The organism is Pseudomonas sp. AKS31, from assembly GCF_023634765.1.
Classification (GTDB): Bacteria; Pseudomonadota; Gammaproteobacteria; order Pseudomonadales; family Pseudomonadaceae; genus Aquipseudomonas.
Map to the genome: position 1 here is coordinate 873,967 of NZ_JAMLFX010000002.1, position 15,765 is coordinate 889,731.

The following is a 15,765-nucleotide window of genomic DNA, read 5'->3' on the forward strand; positions in this document are numbered from 1 at the left end:
ACTATTTTTCCGGGTGTTACAACAATGAAACACTGGAGGATCGCTTTGTGTAGGAGCTGCCGAAGGCTGCGATCTTTTGATTTGAGCTTTTAAAAGAAAAATCAAAAGATCGCAGCCTTCGGCAGCTCCTACAGGGGTAGATCCCGATCTGGCTCAGCGCTTGGCGGCGAGCTGCCAGACGCGGGCGATGTCCGTGGCGCGTTCACGCAGCAGGCGCGGTGCTTCGGCGCAGGCCTGTTCCAACGTCATCGGCCCGCTAGTCACGGCGAATGCCGCATCGATGCCGTGTTCGTAGAGTTCTTGGTAACCCTCGCCCAAGGTACCGGCAATGACAACCACTGGCACATCATGCCGTTTGGCAATCCGCGCAACACCGAATGGGGTCTTGCCGCGCAAGGTCTGCGCATCGAATCGCCCTTCTCCGGTGATAACCAGATCGGCACCTTTGACCGCTTCGGCGAGGCCGACCAGTTCGGCGACCACTTCCACCCCGGCCTGGAATTGCGCGCCGAGAAAGGCCTTGGCTGCGAACCCCAAACCACCCGCCGCACCGCTGCCCGGTTCGTCTCGAACGTCTTTACCCAAGGCTTGCGCACACAGTTCGGCGAAGTGCGCCAACGCCTGATCGAGTTGCTGCACCTGCGTCGGCGACGCGCCTTTCTGCGGGCCGAAAATCGCTGAAGCACCGTGCGGGCCGCACAGGGGATTGTTCACGTCCGCAGCAATATCGAAACGCACCTGCGCCAGACGCGGGTCGAGTTCGCTCAGGTCCAAGCGTGCCAATTGCGCCAGTGCCAAGCCACCGGGCACCAACGCTTGATGCTGTGCATCGAACAACTTCACGCCCAGCGCCTGCATCGCCCCGGCGCCACCATCGTTGGTGGCACTGCCGCCAATTGCCAGAATCACCCGTTGCGCGCCGGCCTCCAGTGCCGCGCGAATCAATTCGCCGGTGCCGAAAGTGCTGCTGATGCAGGCATCGCGTTGCCCCGGCGGCACCAATTGCAAGCCGCTGGCTTCAGCCATTTCAATGATTGCGGTGTGGTTGTGCGGCAACCAGCCCCACGCGGCGTCGACGGCTGTGCCCAGCGGGCCACGCACACGGGTGCGGCGCAGTTCGCCTTCGCAGGCAGCCAGAATCGATTCGACCGTGCCTTCGCCGCCATCAGCCATCGGGCATTTGATCATCGTTGCCCGCGGCCAGACCTGAGCCAGGCCGAGGGCGATGGCTTCGGAGACACCTTGGGCACTCAGGCTGTCCTTGAACGAGTCGGGGGCGATGACGATTTTCATGGAAATTCTCCGTTTGCAATGCCCCTCATGCTGCCAGTCGGCCTGCGCCTTGACGCCTGTCCGCTGCACAAGTGGCGGGGGCGTTTATTGTTCATTTTCACAAAGACAGGGAAAGTGGCGGTGAATGTTCGGCCGCCATCGCTGGCAAGCCAGCTCCCACAGGGATTGTCGGTAAACACAAATGTTGTGAACACCATCAACCTTTGTGGGAGCTGGCTTGCCAGCGATGGCGGCCTCAAAAACACCTCATGCCGAAATGTCAGTCTGGGGCAGCAGCTGCACCCCCAGATACAGCGCCAGCATCCCATCAAGCCGCAACGGATCAACCCCACTCAACTCGGCAATCCGCTCCATCCGATACCGCAAACTGTTGCGATGAATCCCCAGCGCATCGGCACACGCCTGACTCTGGCCATCGTGCTCACACCAACTGCGCAACGTCGCCAGCAATTGGCCGTTGCCGTCCTTGGCGATCACTTTACGCAACGGTTTGAGCAATTCGTCCAGCGCATCGTCATTGCGATGCCGCCACAACATCACCGGCAATCGATAGCGGTTCAGCGTCAGCAATCGCGAATGCGGTAACACTTCGCGGCCATAGGCGAGCAAGTCGCCCACACGCCGATAGCAACGACGCAGCCCGGCGAGTCCATCGGCCTGCCCGCCCACGGCGATACGCAGAATCTTCCAGCCGAGGCCGTCGAGTTTTTCCAGCAAGCGATCATGCTCGACGTTTTGACTCGCCGGCCGGCACCACAACAGCGATGACTTCGCCGAACTCACGCACCAGCTATCGGGATAACGCGACGTCAGCCAGGCACTCAGCGCCTCGACGGTTTGCCCCGGCCCATGCTCAAGGCCCAGCTCGAACAGATACGGCACCCGCGTCAATTGCGGCTTGAGGCCAAGTTGTTGCGCCTCATCGACCAGACGCGGCGAATCCCCCGCCTCGCTCAGCAGCAGCGCCAGCAAATCATCACAACGCTGACGCCGCCATTGCTGCTCGGCCTGCTGATTGCGCTGGCCGACGAGCATTTCGGCGGTCATGCGCACCAGTTCGGCGTAGGTTCGCAATTGTTCCGGTTCGCCAGTGATGCCGAGTACTCCGATCAAGCGCTGATCGAGCAACAGCGGCAGGTTGATCCCCGGTTGCACGCCCTTCAAATGCACAGCGGTCTGCGCGTCGATCTCGACCACGCGACCGTTGGCCAACACCAGTTGCGCGCCTTCGTGACGGGTGTTGATGCGCTCCGGTTCGCCGCTGCCGAGGATCAGCCCCTGGCTGTCCATGACGTTGACGTTGTAGGGCAAAATGGCCATGGCCCGGTCGACGATGTCCTGGGCGAGGTCGTGATCGAGTTCGAACATAGCGGCGGCAATCCTTGATTTATGGCACTGGCGGTTGTTCACCCGCACAGGGTCTGACGGCAAACCCTGTGCGCAGGCACAAAGACAATCCAGCCAAAGGTGGCCGAGACTCTCGGGGCGATCAACGTTACCCTTTGCATCGCAAAAAATCATAATAAAGAGAGAGCCGCTATGTCGCAGAGCGCCGCAGCTACCCAGACCATCGATGACGGTAAAAACGCCGTTTATAAACGCATCACCCTGCGTTTGATCCCCTTCATTTTCATCTGCTACCTGTTCAACTACCTCGACCGGGTCAACGTTGGATTCGCCAAACTGCAGATGCTTGATGCCCTGAAATTCAGCGAAACCGTGTACGGCCTCGGGGCCGGTATCTTCTTCATCGGCTACGTGCTGTGCGGCGTTCCGAGCAATCTCGCATTGACCAAATTCGGCCCACGGCGCTGGATTGCGCTGATGATGATCACTTGGGGCACGCTGTCGACCTGCCTGCTGTTCGTCACCACCCCGACCGGGTTCTACACCCTGCGCCTGTTCACCGGTGCGGCTGAAGCCGGGTTCTTCCCGGGCGTCGTGTTGTACCTCTCGCAGTGGTTCCCGACCTTCCGCCGTGGCCGGATCATGGCGTTGTTCATGTCGGCGATCCCGGTGTCCGGCCTGCTCGGCAGCCCGTTCTCCGGCTGGATTCTCAATCACTTTGCGGCAGGCCAGGGTGGTCTGGCCGGCTGGCAATGGATGTTCCTGCTGCAAGGCATTCCCACGGTGATCCTCGGCGCCCTCGCCTGGTTCCTGCTGAGCGACAGCTTCGCCAATGCCAAATGGCTGAGTCCGCATGAGCGTGCGGTGCTTGAAGCGGATCAGGCTGAAGACCTGGCGAACAAGCCGAAATCCACCTCCGACTCGTTGCTGGCAGTGTTCAAGAACCCGACGATCTGGGCGTTCGGCCTGATCTACTTCTGCATCCAGAGCGGCGTGTACGCGATCAACTTCTGGCTGCCGTCGATCATCAAGAACCTTGGCTTCAGCGATAACCTGGTGATTGGCTGGCTGAGTGCGATTCCGTATCTGCTGGCGGCGGTGTTCATGCTGGTGGTCGGGCGTTCGGCGGACCTGCGTCAAGAGCGCCGCTGGCACTTGGTGGTGCCGATGTTGATGGGCGCGATCGGTCTGCTGATTGCGGTGAATTTCGCGGCCAACCCGGCCATAGCGATTCTGGGTTTGACCATTGCCACCATGGGCGCGCTGACTGGCCTGCCGATGTTCTGGCCGGTGCCGACGGCCATGTTGAGCGCCGGTGCTGCGGCCGGTGGGCTGGCGTTGATCAACTCGATGGGGCAGATGGCCGGGTTTCTTAGCCCGTACCTGGTGGGTTGGGTCAAGGACAGCACCGGTTCAACGGATGCGGCGTTGTATCTGCTGGCAGGCGTGATTGTGGGCGGGAGTCTGCTGGCGCTGCGCATGACGCGGGCATTGCGCGCTTGAGGTTTTGATGCACGGAAGAACGGCCCTTTTCAGGGTCGTTTTTTATTGGGAGTTTCGGCTTGGGTTTGTGTGGTGTTCTGAAGATCTTTTCCCCCTCACCCCAGCCCTCTCCCCCAAGGGGGCGAGGGGGAAAGGGAGCCGATTGCCGTGCTTTTCAAGATTTGAGTCCGACTCGGGAGAAGGGAACCGATTTTGGTGCTTTTCACGACCTGAGTTCGACTCGGTATTGCACGTCGACGTATCTCGCTCAAACACCTCGGTCAGTCCCCTCTCCCTCTGGGAGAGGGTGAGGGCTGTGCTTCGGCATCCAGTTCAATCACCAGACCACCGGGCATTTGCACGAATATCTGCGCAATCCCCTCGCCCGGCACCTGCGCCAGTTGATACGGCAAACCGCTGTCGCGCACCCGCTGCAATACCGTTTCCGCCAGTTCATCGGTACGAAAAGCAATGTGGCTCAATTCAGTGTTATCCGGCAGTGGCCGCTCAATCACATGCACCACGGCGTGCTCATCCTGATACAGCCAACGCCCGGGAAACGGAAACGGCGGTCGACGGCCCGGCTTCAGCCCGAGCAACCGGGCGAAATCGTCCTGCAAGGTCTGGCCGTCAGCGGTATTGAACGCCAGATGATCGAATGTCCAGGTCATACGCCTCTCCTGCGATTGTTGATGAATTGCAGTATCTGCCCTTGCCAATCGCGGAAAAATCCCGCAAAAACGCAAAGATCTTTAAAGGATTTTTAGTAATGAGCTCGATTCTCGATCTGGAGATCTTCGTCCGTGTCGCCGATGCCGGCAGCATTTCTGCCGCCGCCCGCGCCCTGGAGCTGACCCCGGCCGCCGCCAGTATTGCGTTGAAGCGCCTGGAAACCCGCCTCGGGATCCGTTTATTCGCACGCTCCACGCGCAGCATTCGGCTGACCGAGGAAGGTCGGCGTTATCTTGAAAGCGTGCGTCTGGCGCTGGCGGCACTCGCCGAGGGCGAGCAGGCCCTCAGGCAGCAAAGCGCAGGGTTGAGCGGCGTGTTGCAACTGGCTGCGCCGTCGGACTTCGGACGCAACGTGCTGTTGCCTTGGCTCGACGATTTCAAGCGCGAGCACCCTAATATTCAACTGCAGCTGTTGCTCAACGACCGGCATGCCGATCTGTTCCGCGAGACTGTCGATGTGGCGTTGCGCTTCGGCGTGCCGAGCGATTCGACGCTGGTGGCGTTACCGATTCTGCCGCAACACCGGCGCGTTGCCTGTGCCAGTCCTGACTATCTGGCGCGCCACGGCACCCCGCAACATCCCGGCGAACTCAGCGAGCACAGCGCCCTGCTCTATCTGCGCAATGGCCGCCCCTACAACAGCTGGCGTTTCAGTCGCGGCGATGAAACGCTGGAAGTGGAAGTCCACGGCGACTATCTGAGCGATGACGGTGATGTCGCCCGACGCTGGGCGCTGGCCGGGCATGGCATCGCTTACAAAGCCTGGCTCGACATCGCTGAAGATGTCCGTGCCGGAAGGTTGCTGACGCTGTTCGATGGCTGGCGAGGTGAAAGTGCGCCGTTCAATTTGCTGTGCCCGCATCGGGTGCAGGTGTCGGAACGAGTCAGGGTGTTGCAGGGGTTTCTGCAACAGCGCTGCGCAGAGCTGAATCGACAAATCACTTTGCCCCGTAGCTTGCTTTGATCGTTTCCGACCGGGAGGACGATCAAAGCAATACTGAACTACAGAGGTAGGAGGCACCACGATGTGAGTACATTACGCCCCGGAGAACCAAAAAAGCTCATATCTGGCCGCATATAAATATAGTTGCTACCGGCTAAATAACACGTATTTACATGCTCAGGGATGGATGGAAAATAGACACGTCGTATGTCTCTAGTGAAGGTTGAACTATAAACATGCATCCCACCTAGCGTATGCATCCAAGCAATTGCATCATCCGCCCGAAGCTTTTCAGCACTGATCCGCAATTGAAAAACATTCGTAACCCCCACCAGGTAACTAACTGTCTCACCCTCCTGATCCGTAACATATATTGTCGCCACACCCTGCTTGAGTCCAGTCACCTTACCTGTCGCAGTCACCGGCACAGTCAACGGATCCGAAGACGCATAGTCATACGGCGGAACCCCACCCGTCGGCACACGAAAACCCGTATTGCCAATCGAATCCTCACCGGTTTTCGGCCACTGAGGAATCTTCACCGAGAACCCGTCCAGCTTCATCTGTGTCCGGTCGATGCTGAGCGCCAACCGTTGAAACCGCCATGGATCCGACTCAAATTGATTCCCGGTTTTTTCCTTTACCGTAAAGCTGTGCTGCCCCACCGCAATCGGTAGCAATTTGCTCTGCCACTTATAATTCGATCCGGTTTGAATCTCCTCAATAAACGCCTCGCCATTAAAAACCCGCAACACCATCCCCGCCAGCGCAGAACCCGACAACATCACTTTATTGTCCGAAACCGTGCCGCCGTTCTGCACGTCCGCTCCGGACGAGTTCTTAACTTCCAAAATAACGGGCTTCACAATCACCCGTGCCCGTGCAACTTTCGATGTTGCAATAACGACTCCCCCTCGTACTTGCTCATACAGCACAGCGACCACACTGTCGCCGATGACCTTCGCATTGGGAATCATCAACCGGTGCACAAAAGGAAGCCTGCCGACCAACTGGTCAACCGTATGTGCGACAACGGGTCCGCTACTCGGCGTCGCGGTGTATTTCACGCGGACAGTGTCGTTGGTGGCCCAAAGAGGTTCCAGGACATGCACCTGGACGGTCAGATCCTTATTGCCCAGTTTGTTCAGGTCAATGGTCTCCGGCGCGTCGTACGGGTCATCCGGGTCTTCGGCAATATCGGGAGCGGCCATCCGTGTGCCCTTGAGATCGACAACAACGCGGATCGCCGCCGACCATGGTGAATTCAAATCGGCACCGTTGCCAATCTGGTCGAACACCGTATAGGTGAAAGAGAACTGGGGATGATCGCCTGCCGCCTCCAGATCGGCTTTTTCCAATAGACGCCCAATGCGGGTCGGAATACTGGTCGGTGTGGACGGAGCTTCGTCCGGATGTACCTCCCACCCAACATCATGACCGTTACAGTTGAGCACAATCCGGTCGTACGGCCGGCAATAGGGATAGGAGAACCAGACCTGCACGCCCTGTGCTGCACGATCGGCATCGATACCGTTTTCCAGCACATCCCGAGGCAGTCCCAACTCGAGTTCGGAGTGTCCTTCATCGCCGTTCTGGTCTTCCATCCCCGGGCGAACGGCGTTGTACAGAATCGTCACTGGCGGCTCGTAGGTTTCTTCAGGGCTGGTCGTGCGCTCGACGGAGTAATTGAGCTTATTGACGAATCCCGGATCGGATCTCAGCAGGTTTTTGGGAATATGCAGGGTTACTGCGTCATCCGTGGATTGGGATTGCTGGCTGTCGACCCGCATGATGCCGTTCACATGAATTCTGAAAGTAGTGCCTGGCTGCTGACCAAGAACCGGATTGATAATGACTGTCGCACCATTCGGTCGCAGATCATAAAACGCCTTGGCGATACCGCAGTCGGCACCGGCCACAGATGTATTGCTGTCCGGAAGCTGCGGCGCGTAGAGGGTTACCACGGCGTCCTCGGGCAAAACCTCATCGAAAGACTGTGTGTTCATGAAAGCGCTCCTGATTTCAAGAAAAGACAGAGCCTTTTTCGACAAGGCTCCCGTCGAGGATCAGGCCTGAGCGGCCACTGATCTGCCTACTGTCAGATCTGACAGTCACGACGAATGGTCACCTTTCGCTGGGGTTGAGAAAGGCAGTTTCTGGACAAAACGGTTGGCCGTATTCAGCACTTCTGGTATTTGATTACCCCTTCCCACCGACAAAAGGATTTCGGCATGAGCTTTCGCACACTCGGGCACTCGGGGTTGCAGGTATCTACCCTCACCCTCGGTACGATGATGTTTGGCGAGCAGACCAGCGCAGACGACTCCGTGCGTATCATCAATAAGGCCTGGGATCAGGGCATCAACTTCATCGATACCGCCGATGTCTACACCAACGGCCGTTCCGAAGAGATTGTCGGTGAGGCGATTGCCCGGCATCGGCATGAATGGGTGCTGGCGACCAAGGTCGGTTTCGGCCCGGTGGACGGCGTGCCGAACCGCAGCGGCTTGAGCCGCAAACATATCTTCAATGGCATCGATGCCAGCCTGACCCGGCTCGGCACCGACTATCTCGACATTTATTACCTGCACCGCGAAGACCACAACACTCCGCTGGAAGTGAGTGTGTCGGCGATTGGCGATCTGATCCGTCAGGGCAAGATTCGCTATTGGGGTTTGTCGAACTATCGCGGCTGGCGGATTGCCGAGGTGATCCGCATCGCCGATAAACTCGGCGTTGATCGTCCGGTGATCAGCCAGCCGCTGTACAACATCGTTAACCGTCAGGCCGAGACCGAGCAGATCACAGCGGCGCAAAGCTATGGCCTTGGCGTGGTGCCTTACAGCCCGCTGGCCCGCGGCGTGCTCAGTGGCAAGTACGCGCCAGATGTCCAACCGGACGCCAACAGCCGCGCCGGGCGTCAGGACAAGCGCATTCTGGAAACCGAGTGGCGCGTCGAGTCACTGCGCATTGCCCAGCAGATTCAGCAGTACACCGAGCAGCGCGGTGTCGGGATTGTAGAGTTTGCGATCGCTTGGGTATTGAACAACACTGCCGTGACGTCGGCGATCGTCGGCCCGCGGACAGAGCAACAATGGGATGCGTACACCAAGGCGCAGGCCGTGAAGATCACCGCTGAAGATGAGGCATTTATCGATTCGCTGGTCACGCCGGGGCACTCATCGACACCGGGGTTCAACGATGTGAGTCATTTTGTGTCGGGGCGTAAACCGCACCAGGCCTGATCTTGCCCGTCTCCCTTCAACAGCCGACACCCTCGGCTGTTTTTCCATCGGATCAAGCGCGATCAAACGGAATGAAAGATTGATCGTTCAGAAATAACCAAGGACTGATAAATGCTCAATCGCCCCGTTGAGGTATCCAGCAAGCCTTTGCGCGGGCTGCTGTTCAAATGGCTTGGCGATAAAAAGCCGGGCGAGGCCACAGCGTCGGAAACGAACGCGACGACCGGCGAGCGCAAACCATCGATTGCCTACCGTGCGGATATTGACGGCCTGCGCGCAATCGCCGTGTTGCTGGTGTTGATTTTCCACGGCGGCCTGGCGTTTTTCCCGTCAGGTTTTATTGGCGTCGATATCTTCTTCGTGATCTCGGGTTATCTGACGACCGCAATCATCATGAAATCGCTGAACAACGGCACGTTCACGTTCTCGGGTTTCTACACGCGGCGGATCTGGCGCTTGCAACCGGCCGTGATTGCGCTGCTGCTCGTCACGCTGATAGTCACCACGCTGCTGTATTTGCCCGATGACTATGTCGACTTTCTCAAAAGCGAAAAGTACACGTCGTTAATCATCTCCAACCAATACTTTTCAAAAGTGACAACAGGTTACGCCACGCCCGATGCGGCGAGTCTGCCACTGCTGCACACCTGGTCGCTGGCCATCGAATGGCAGTGGTATCTGGCCCTGCCGCTGGGCCTCTGGTTGCTTCACCGCTATCTGGCAAAACATCTTTTCAAAACGGCAGTGCTCGGCTTGACCCTGGCGGCAATGGCACTCGCGCTGTACCTGTCTTACGCCGTTCCGGATAAAAACTACTACTTCTTCACCGCGCGAATTTTCGAGTTGATGATCGGCTCCTGTGCGGTCATCTTCAGTTCGGAGAAGTTCAGATTCAATCGCCTGAGCGCTACGCTGCTCTGTGCACTTGCGCTGGCGACGATCATCTACTGCGCCACTCGGGACGATATCCTGTCGGGGTTTCCGCAATACCATGCCATTGCCGTGTGCCTCGCCACGGCTGCGTTGCTGTTCCAGGGTATTGGCGATGCGAGCATTACCTCGAAACTGCTGGCCTTCAAACCGCTGGTGTTTATCGGCACGCTCTCGTATTCCTTGTACCTGTGGCACTGGCCGATCCTGGCGATGATGAACTACATGGGTGTCGCGCTTACGCCGCCGATGATACTGGTTTACTTCGTATCCACATTCCTCACGGCCTGGCTCTGCTATGCGCTGATTGAAAACCGCTTTCGAAAGGCCAGGCTCGGCTTTGCCAAAACGCTGCTTGTGCTGATGATCGTGCCGGCTATCGGCCTGTCGTTGCTCCACGCTGCCAGCGTCAGGCATGAAGGCTGGCCGAACCGCTTCAACCAGGCCTACAACAGCGTGTTCGATGGATTGAAAGCGTCTGTTCCGGCCAATCGAGAGGGATGCCTGGGTGTCAGCGATGGCGCCGACCCCCGCTGTCTATCGGGCGCCGCGCAGGCTGCCCCACAAATCTTGCTGATGGGCGATTCGTTTTCGAACCACTACTGGGGCTTTGTTGAAACACTGGCCAGGGATGCCAACCTTACAGTACTCACGCAGGGCTACCCGGCGTGCCTGGCCTTGCCCGGGATCTACCTCTATGACGAGAGTAAATACACGAACGGGCTGTATCAAAAATGCCACAACGCCACTCAACGCTATTACGACATGATCGCGAAGCTGCATTTCAAGTATGTGATCGTGGGTCAATTCTGGGAGGCTTATCTGGACGATGACATCGTCACCAGACTGGACGACCCTCGCAGCCCGGAACTGTCGCAACAACGCCTCGGCGTAGCGATCCGCAAGGCGCTGGACAAGATTATCGAGTCAGGTGCTACGCCGGTCTTTCTGGAAAACACATTGCCCATGCCTGCCGGGATCAATACCTGCCTGCTGCAACAGGTCAAATTGCGCGGTTTGATGGGCAGTGCCGAGCAAAGCAGCCTCTGCGCCACCGCGCCTTGGTCAGGGACAAAAGAGCCGGTACTGGAAAAACTCTTCAATGAACTGAAGCGTGAATATCCTTCGTTGATCGTCATTGATCCGAAAATCGTGCAATGCAAAGACGATGCGTGCATGACCACCGTCGACGGTTTGCCGGTCTATCGTGACATTGGTCATGTCACCGATTACGCCTCCTACAAGTTCGGCGAGATGTACCTCATGCGCTTCGGTAATCCGTTGAAGGCGGGTCAGTGATGTTTTACGCACACTGACTACGCTTGTGCTGACGTTGCGTATGCGAGGATGTGGGAAATATTGAGCATCTGCCCAATATTCAGCACAAAAACCACGTATCCTTCGCGCCCCGTTTGACCATCAACCCGCGAGGACAGTTTGTCTAAAGGTATCGCTCTATCGGTTTCGGCCTCGGTGCTGTTTGCCGTCATGTATTACTACACCTCGTTGCTCACACCGTTGAGCGGCGTGGAAATCTTTGGCTGGCGGATGCTCCTGACCGTGCCGTGCATGACGGTGTTCATGCTGGTATCCGGGGAATGGCGGCGGGTGCTCGAGCTGGTTCGATTGATGGCGGCAAAGCCGAAATTGATCGCAGGCCTGCTTGTTTCCGCTGCCCTGCTCGGCGTGCAACTGTGGCTGTTCATGTGGGCGCCACTCAACGGCTACAGCCTCGACGTGTCACTGGGCTACTTCCTGCTGCCACTGGCGATGGTGCTGACCGGGCGGATTGCCTACGGCGAGAGCCTGTCGCACCTGCAAAAGATCGCGGTGTTCTTCGCCACGCTGGGCGTTTTGAACGAGCTGTATCAGGTCGGCGGGTTTTCCTGGGCAACACTGGTGGTCGTGGTTGGTTACCCGCTGTACTTCGTGCTGCGCAAATACCTGAAGACCGACAACCTCGGCGGCTTGTGGGTGGACATGAGCCTGATGCTGCCGGTGGCGTACTGGTTTGTGCAGGGTGGCGAGCAAGGCTTCGGCGTGTTCGATCAGTACCCGGGGCTGATGTGGCTGATTCCGTTGCTGGGGTTGATCAGTGCGTCGGCATTGGTGGTGTACATCATTGCCAGCCGTTTGCTGCCGTTCAGTCTGTTTGGCTTGTTGAGTTATGTTGAGCCGGTGTTGTTGCTCGGCGTGGCGTTGTTGCTCGGTGAGAGCATCAAGTCCGGGGAGTGGCTGACGTATATTCCGATCTGGCTGGCGGTTGTGGTGCTGATCTTCGAAGGCTTCAAACACCTGACGCGGCAACGCCGTCCTTAAAAGCAAAAGATCGCAGCCTGCGGCAGCTCCTACATTTGGAATGCGTTTTTCCTGTAGGAGCTGCCGCAGGCTGCGATCTTTTGATCTTGAAAAAAATCCCGGCCCTGCATCTCTGCAGGCCGGGATTTTTCATTTCAGTGGCGGATTACTCAGTGGCAAGCACACCACGGCGCACCTGATCGCGCTCGATCGACTCGAACAGGGCCTTGAAGTTACCCTCGCCGAAACCATCATCGCCTTTACGCTGGATGAATTCGAAGAACACAGGGCCCATCAGGGTTTCCGAGAAGATCTGCAGCAGCAGGCGCTTGTCGCCCTGCTCCGAGGCACCGTCAAGCAGGATGCCGCGCGATTGCAGTTGATCAACCGGCTCGCCGTGGTTCGGCAAACGACCTTCGAGCATTTCGTAGTAGGTATCTGGCGGCGCGGTCATGAAGCGCATGCCGATCTTCTTCAACTGATCCCAGGTCTTGATCAGGTCGTCGGTGAGGAAAGCGACGTGCTGGATGCCCTCGCCGTTGAACTGCATCAGGAATTCTTCGATCTGGCCCGCGCCCTTGGACGACTCTTCGTTCAACGGGATGCGGATCATGCCGTCCGGAGCGGTCATCGCTTTCGAGGTCAGGCCGGTGTACTCGCCCTTGATGTCGAAGTAACGGATTTCGCGGAAGTTGAACAGTTTCTCGTAGAAGTTTGCCCAATAGGCCATGCGACCGCGATAGACGTTGTGGGTCAGGTGATCGATGATCTTCAGGCCGGCACCGACCGGGTTGCGATCAACACCTTCGATAAACACGAAGTCGATGTCATAGATCGAGCTGCCTTCGCCGAAACGGTCGATCAGGTACAGCGGCGCGCCGCCAATGCCTTTGATCGCCGGCAGGTTCAGCTCCATCGGACCGGTTTCGATATGGATCGGCTGGGCGCCAAGTTCCAGTGCGCGCTTGTAGGCTTTCTGCGAATCCTTGACGCGGAACGCCATGCCACACACGGACGGGCCGTGCTCGGCGGCGAAGTACGAGGCCACGCTGTTCGGTTCGTTGTTGAGGATCAGGTTGATCGCGCCCTGACGGTACAGGTGCACGTTCTTGGAGCGGTGGGTCGCGACTTTGGTGAAGCCCATGATCTCGAAGATCGGCTCCAGGGTGCCCGGCACCGGCGATGCGAGCTCGATGAATTCAAAGCCCATCAGGCCCATTGGGTTTTCGTATAAATCTGCCATGGTGGCGCCTCATCATTTTTTGTCAATTAACCAGGGTTATTTGTCAGTCATGCGAGGACAGCGGGTGGCGCACAGGAGATGCCACGCACACTGCGGGCGAGGAAGTCACCGTAGATCAGTTGAAACCCGAATATCTTCATTGTCGACCCAAGGCTCTTGCGGGCGAGGCTTCTGCTGCCAGAAGACGATTATTATTGTATGCGTAACCCGATTCTACACAGCGTAAATAGGCTTGTCTGCCCTCCCTATAAAATCCGCTTTTTCGCGCCCGGCGCAAGGGCTTTGTTGCACAGGCAAATGCCGCTCAGGACCAACCCGCCCCCGACGTAGATGGCCGGCGTCAATTGCTCGCCCAGCAGCAACGCGCCAAGGATCACCGCCGTCAACGGATTGAGCGCGATAAACACGCCGCTGCGCGTCGCGCCGATTTTGCGGATGCCGTCGTAGTAACCGATGTAGGCCAGCGCCGAGCCGAGCACACCGAGGTAGATCAGGCTCAGCCATTGCGCCAGACCCAGATCATTCAGCACCTGCCAGCTCAGCTCCCCGCGTACAGCCGCCAGAATCCACAACATGACGGTGCCGATCAGGATCGAGAACATAACGGTCTGCACAGGCCCCAGCGTCTGGTTCAGTTCACGGGAAAACAGTGAGTAAACGCCCCAGCCCAGCACGCAGCCGAGGATCAACAGGTCACCGATCCATGCATCGGGTGTTGCGGCCAGTAATTGCGGATTGCGACTGACGATTACCAGAGCGGCGCCGACGATACAGATGGCGATGCCAGCGATTTTCACCCGGCCCAGACGCTCCTTGAACAGCCACCACGAGGCAAGACCGATCACTGCCGGATTCAACGCGACAATCAACGAAGCACGCGACGCGTTTATGTATTGCAGGCCATAAAAGAAGCACAGGTTGTAGAAGAAAATCCCGAAGAACCCCAGCAACGCCAATTGCAGCCATTGCTTTGGCGTCGGCCGCGCCAAGGGGATGCGCGCCAGCCACAGGAAGCCGAGCAGTGCCGTACTGGCCAGCAAGAAGCGCAGGCTCGCCGCGAATATAGGGCTCAGGCTACCGGCCAGAAAACGTCCGGCAACGAAGGTCCCACCCCAGATCATGGTGACCGCTGCCAGCGTCAGATAGACCGGAATGTCCGAGGTGGTTGTATGTAGAGGCTCAACGTTATGCATGACGCTCCAGACCCGAGAACTTGACGAATGCCTTATCATTCACCTCATTCCCTATCATCGTAAAATGAGCAAATACTCATGACCCTCACGCAACTGGAAATCTTCTCGCTGGTCGCCGAACTGCGCGGATTCACCCTCGCCGCGCATCGGTTGGGGATTTCGCAGTCGGCGGTGTCCCACGCGATGAAGTCGCTGGAACAGGAGCTGGGGGTCGAGTTACTGCGGCGGCATCAGTCAAGCGTGGAACTCAGCGACATCGGCGAGCAATTGTTGCTGCGCGCGCGTGCGATGCTTGGTCTGGCCAACACCTTGCGCCAGGAAGCCGCCGATGCGCGGGGCATGAAGACCGGCACCCTGCGCATTGGCTCGTTCGGGCCAACCTCGTCGATCAAGCTGTTGCCCACGATACTGCGGCGCTATCAAGAGGCGCATCCAGGCATCGAAGTGCACATCGATGAAGGACCGGATCGACAAGTGACACAATGGCTCGAAGAGCGGCGGATCGACATCGGCTTTGTGGTGCTGCCCGAAGAGCGTTTCGACACGTTTGCCCTGATCGAGGACCAGATGGTTGCCTTGCTCCCCATGGGCCATCCCTTGGCAGCACGGTCAGCATTGAACCTCAAGGATCTGTGCGACAGCCCGTTCGTGCTCACCGAGGCGGGTTCTTCAGAACTGGTGTCGCGACTGTTCATGGCAGCGCGCCTGCAACCCAATATCCGCTATCGCTGCTCGCAACTGCTGAGCACCCTCGATACCGTCAGCCGTGGCGATGGCATCACGCTTGTTGCCGAAGGGTCGTTGCCCGACGAGGCAACACCGCGCTACGTGAAAAAGCCGTTGTTGCCCGCCGTGCAGCGTCAGGTCGGGCTCGCCGTGCTCGATCGGCGTCAGGCGTCACCCGCCACCCTGGCCTTTATCGAGTTGGCAATGCGGATGAATCACGGATGAGCGGCGCAAGCGCCTTCCGCCATCTATCCTCCGCTCTGGCTGATATGTTTTTCAGCGGCGCGCCGTTCTCCGGCCTGCATTCAAGAGCCCCACTCCACCGCGACAGGA

At 58.2% G+C, this 15,765-nt stretch carries 12 protein-coding genes; 6 read left to right on the forward strand and 6 right to left on the reverse strand.

Going from position 1 to position 15,765, the window contains the following annotated elements; genetic code table 11:
- Window positions 1-153: 153 nt before the first annotated feature.
- Together M9827_RS09865 and M9827_RS09870 are read right to left on the reverse strand one after the other, a co-directional pair.
- Window positions 154-1,293 carry a glycerate kinase gene (locus M9827_RS09865; protein WP_250605284.1) on the reverse strand — a complete coding sequence of 380 codons (1,140 nt, stop codon included), beginning with the start codon at window positions 1,291-1,293 and terminating at the stop codon, window positions 154-156.
- Between the two features lie 246 nt (window positions 1,294-1,539).
- On the reverse strand, window positions 1,540-2,661 hold the full coding sequence (locus tag M9827_RS09870) for a sugar diacid recognition domain-containing protein (protein ID WP_250605285.1): 1,122 nt from the start codon (window positions 2,659-2,661) through the stop codon (window positions 1,540-1,542).
- Between the two features lie 171 nt (window positions 2,662-2,832).
- On the opposite strand from M9827_RS09870, the gene M9827_RS09875 reads away from it, so the two are divergent.
- Complete coding sequence (locus tag M9827_RS09875) at window positions 2,833-4,143, forward strand: MFS transporter (RefSeq protein ID WP_250605286.1); 1,311 nt, start codon at window positions 2,833-2,835, stop codon at window positions 4,141-4,143.
- A 260-nt stretch (window positions 4,144-4,403) separates the two neighbouring features.
- On the opposite strand, the gene M9827_RS09880 is transcribed toward M9827_RS09875, so the two are convergent.
- Entirely contained in the window at window positions 4,404-4,793 is a 390-nt protein-coding gene (locus M9827_RS09880) for a VOC family protein (RefSeq protein ID WP_250605287.1), read from the reverse strand.
- Window positions 4,794-4,891: 98 nt separating this feature from the next.
- On the opposite strand from M9827_RS09880, the gene M9827_RS09885 reads away from it, so the two are divergent.
- Window positions 4,892-5,818: a LysR family transcriptional regulator gene (locus M9827_RS09885; protein ID WP_250605288.1), complete on the forward strand. Its 927-nt coding sequence runs from the start codon at window positions 4,892-4,894 to the stop codon at window positions 5,816-5,818.
- A gap of 38 nt (window positions 5,819-5,856) precedes the next feature.
- Here the strand turns inward: M9827_RS09885 and M9827_RS09890 are convergent, their stop codons facing one another.
- Window positions 5,857-7,803, reverse strand: coding sequence for an Ig-like domain-containing protein (locus tag M9827_RS09890; RefSeq protein WP_250605289.1), 1,947 nt, complete (start codon window positions 7,801-7,803; stop codon window positions 5,857-5,859).
- 225 nt (window positions 7,804-8,028) lie between these two features.
- On the opposite strand from M9827_RS09890, the gene M9827_RS09895 reads away from it, so the two are divergent.
- The 3 genes from M9827_RS09895 (at window position 8,029) to rarD (ending at window position 12,291) form a co-directional block, all read left to right on the forward strand.
- Complete coding sequence (locus M9827_RS09895; RefSeq protein ID WP_250605290.1) at window positions 8,029-9,042, forward strand: aldo/keto reductase; 1,014 nt, start codon at window positions 8,029-8,031, stop codon at window positions 9,040-9,042.
- A 111-nt stretch (window positions 9,043-9,153) separates the two neighbouring features.
- Window positions 9,154-11,271: an acyltransferase family protein gene (locus tag M9827_RS09900; RefSeq protein WP_250605291.1), complete on the forward strand. Its 2,118-nt coding sequence runs from the start codon at window positions 9,154-9,156 to the stop codon at window positions 11,269-11,271.
- Between the two features lie 138 nt (window positions 11,272-11,409).
- Window positions 11,410-12,291: an EamA family transporter RarD gene (rarD, locus tag M9827_RS09905; protein ID WP_250605292.1), complete on the forward strand. Its 882-nt coding sequence runs from the start codon at window positions 11,410-11,412 to the stop codon at window positions 12,289-12,291.
- Window positions 12,292-12,436: 145 nt separating this feature from the next.
- On the opposite strand, the gene hppD is transcribed toward rarD, so the two are convergent.
- Together hppD and M9827_RS09915 are read right to left on the reverse strand one after the other, a co-directional pair.
- On the reverse strand, window positions 12,437-13,513 hold the full coding sequence (gene hppD / locus M9827_RS09910; protein WP_250605293.1) for a 4-hydroxyphenylpyruvate dioxygenase: 1,077 nt from the start codon (window positions 13,511-13,513) through the stop codon (window positions 12,437-12,439).
- A gap of 245 nt (window positions 13,514-13,758) precedes the next feature.
- Window positions 13,759-14,706, reverse strand: coding sequence for a DMT family transporter (locus M9827_RS09915; protein WP_250605294.1), 948 nt, complete (start codon window positions 14,704-14,706; stop codon window positions 13,759-13,761).
- Between the two features lie 78 nt (window positions 14,707-14,784).
- On the opposite strand from M9827_RS09915, the gene M9827_RS09920 reads away from it, so the two are divergent.
- Window positions 14,785-15,657 (forward strand): LysR family transcriptional regulator, encoded by an 873-nt coding sequence (locus M9827_RS09920; protein ID WP_250605295.1) that lies wholly within the window; start codon window positions 14,785-14,787, stop codon window positions 15,655-15,657.
- Window positions 15,658-15,765: the final 108 nt, after the last annotated feature.

Coding starts and splice junctions, on each gene's coding strand:
- M9827_RS09865 (WP_250605284.1), bottom strand. CDS start 1,293: ATGAAAATCGTCATCGCCCCCGACTCGTTCAAGGACAGCCTGAGTGCC.
- M9827_RS09870 (WP_250605285.1), bottom strand. CDS start 2,661: ATGTTCGAACTCGATCACGACCTCGCCCAGGACATCGTCGACCGGGCC.
- M9827_RS09875 (WP_250605286.1), top strand. CDS start 2,833: ATGTCGCAGAGCGCCGCAGCTACCCAGACCATCGATGACGGTAAAAAC.
- M9827_RS09880 (WP_250605287.1), bottom strand. CDS start 4,793: ATGACCTGGACATTCGATCATCTGGCGTTCAATACCGCTGACGGCCAG.
- M9827_RS09885 (WP_250605288.1), top strand. CDS start 4,892: ATGAGCTCGATTCTCGATCTGGAGATCTTCGTCCGTGTCGCCGATGCC.
- M9827_RS09890 (WP_250605289.1), bottom strand. CDS start 7,803: ATGAACACACAGTCTTTCGATGAGGTTTTGCCCGAGGACGCCGTGGTA.
- M9827_RS09895 (WP_250605290.1), top strand. CDS start 8,029: ATGAGCTTTCGCACACTCGGGCACTCGGGGTTGCAGGTATCTACCCTC.
- M9827_RS09900 (WP_250605291.1), top strand. CDS start 9,154: ATGCTCAATCGCCCCGTTGAGGTATCCAGCAAGCCTTTGCGCGGGCTG.
- hppD (WP_250605293.1), bottom strand. CDS start 13,513: ATGGCAGATTTATACGAAAACCCAATGGGCCTGATGGGCTTTGAATTC.
- M9827_RS09915 (WP_250605294.1), bottom strand. CDS start 14,706: ATGCATAACGTTGAGCCTCTACATACAACCACCTCGGACATTCCGGTC.
- M9827_RS09920 (WP_250605295.1), top strand. CDS start 14,785: ATGACCCTCACGCAACTGGAAATCTTCTCGCTGGTCGCCGAACTGCGC.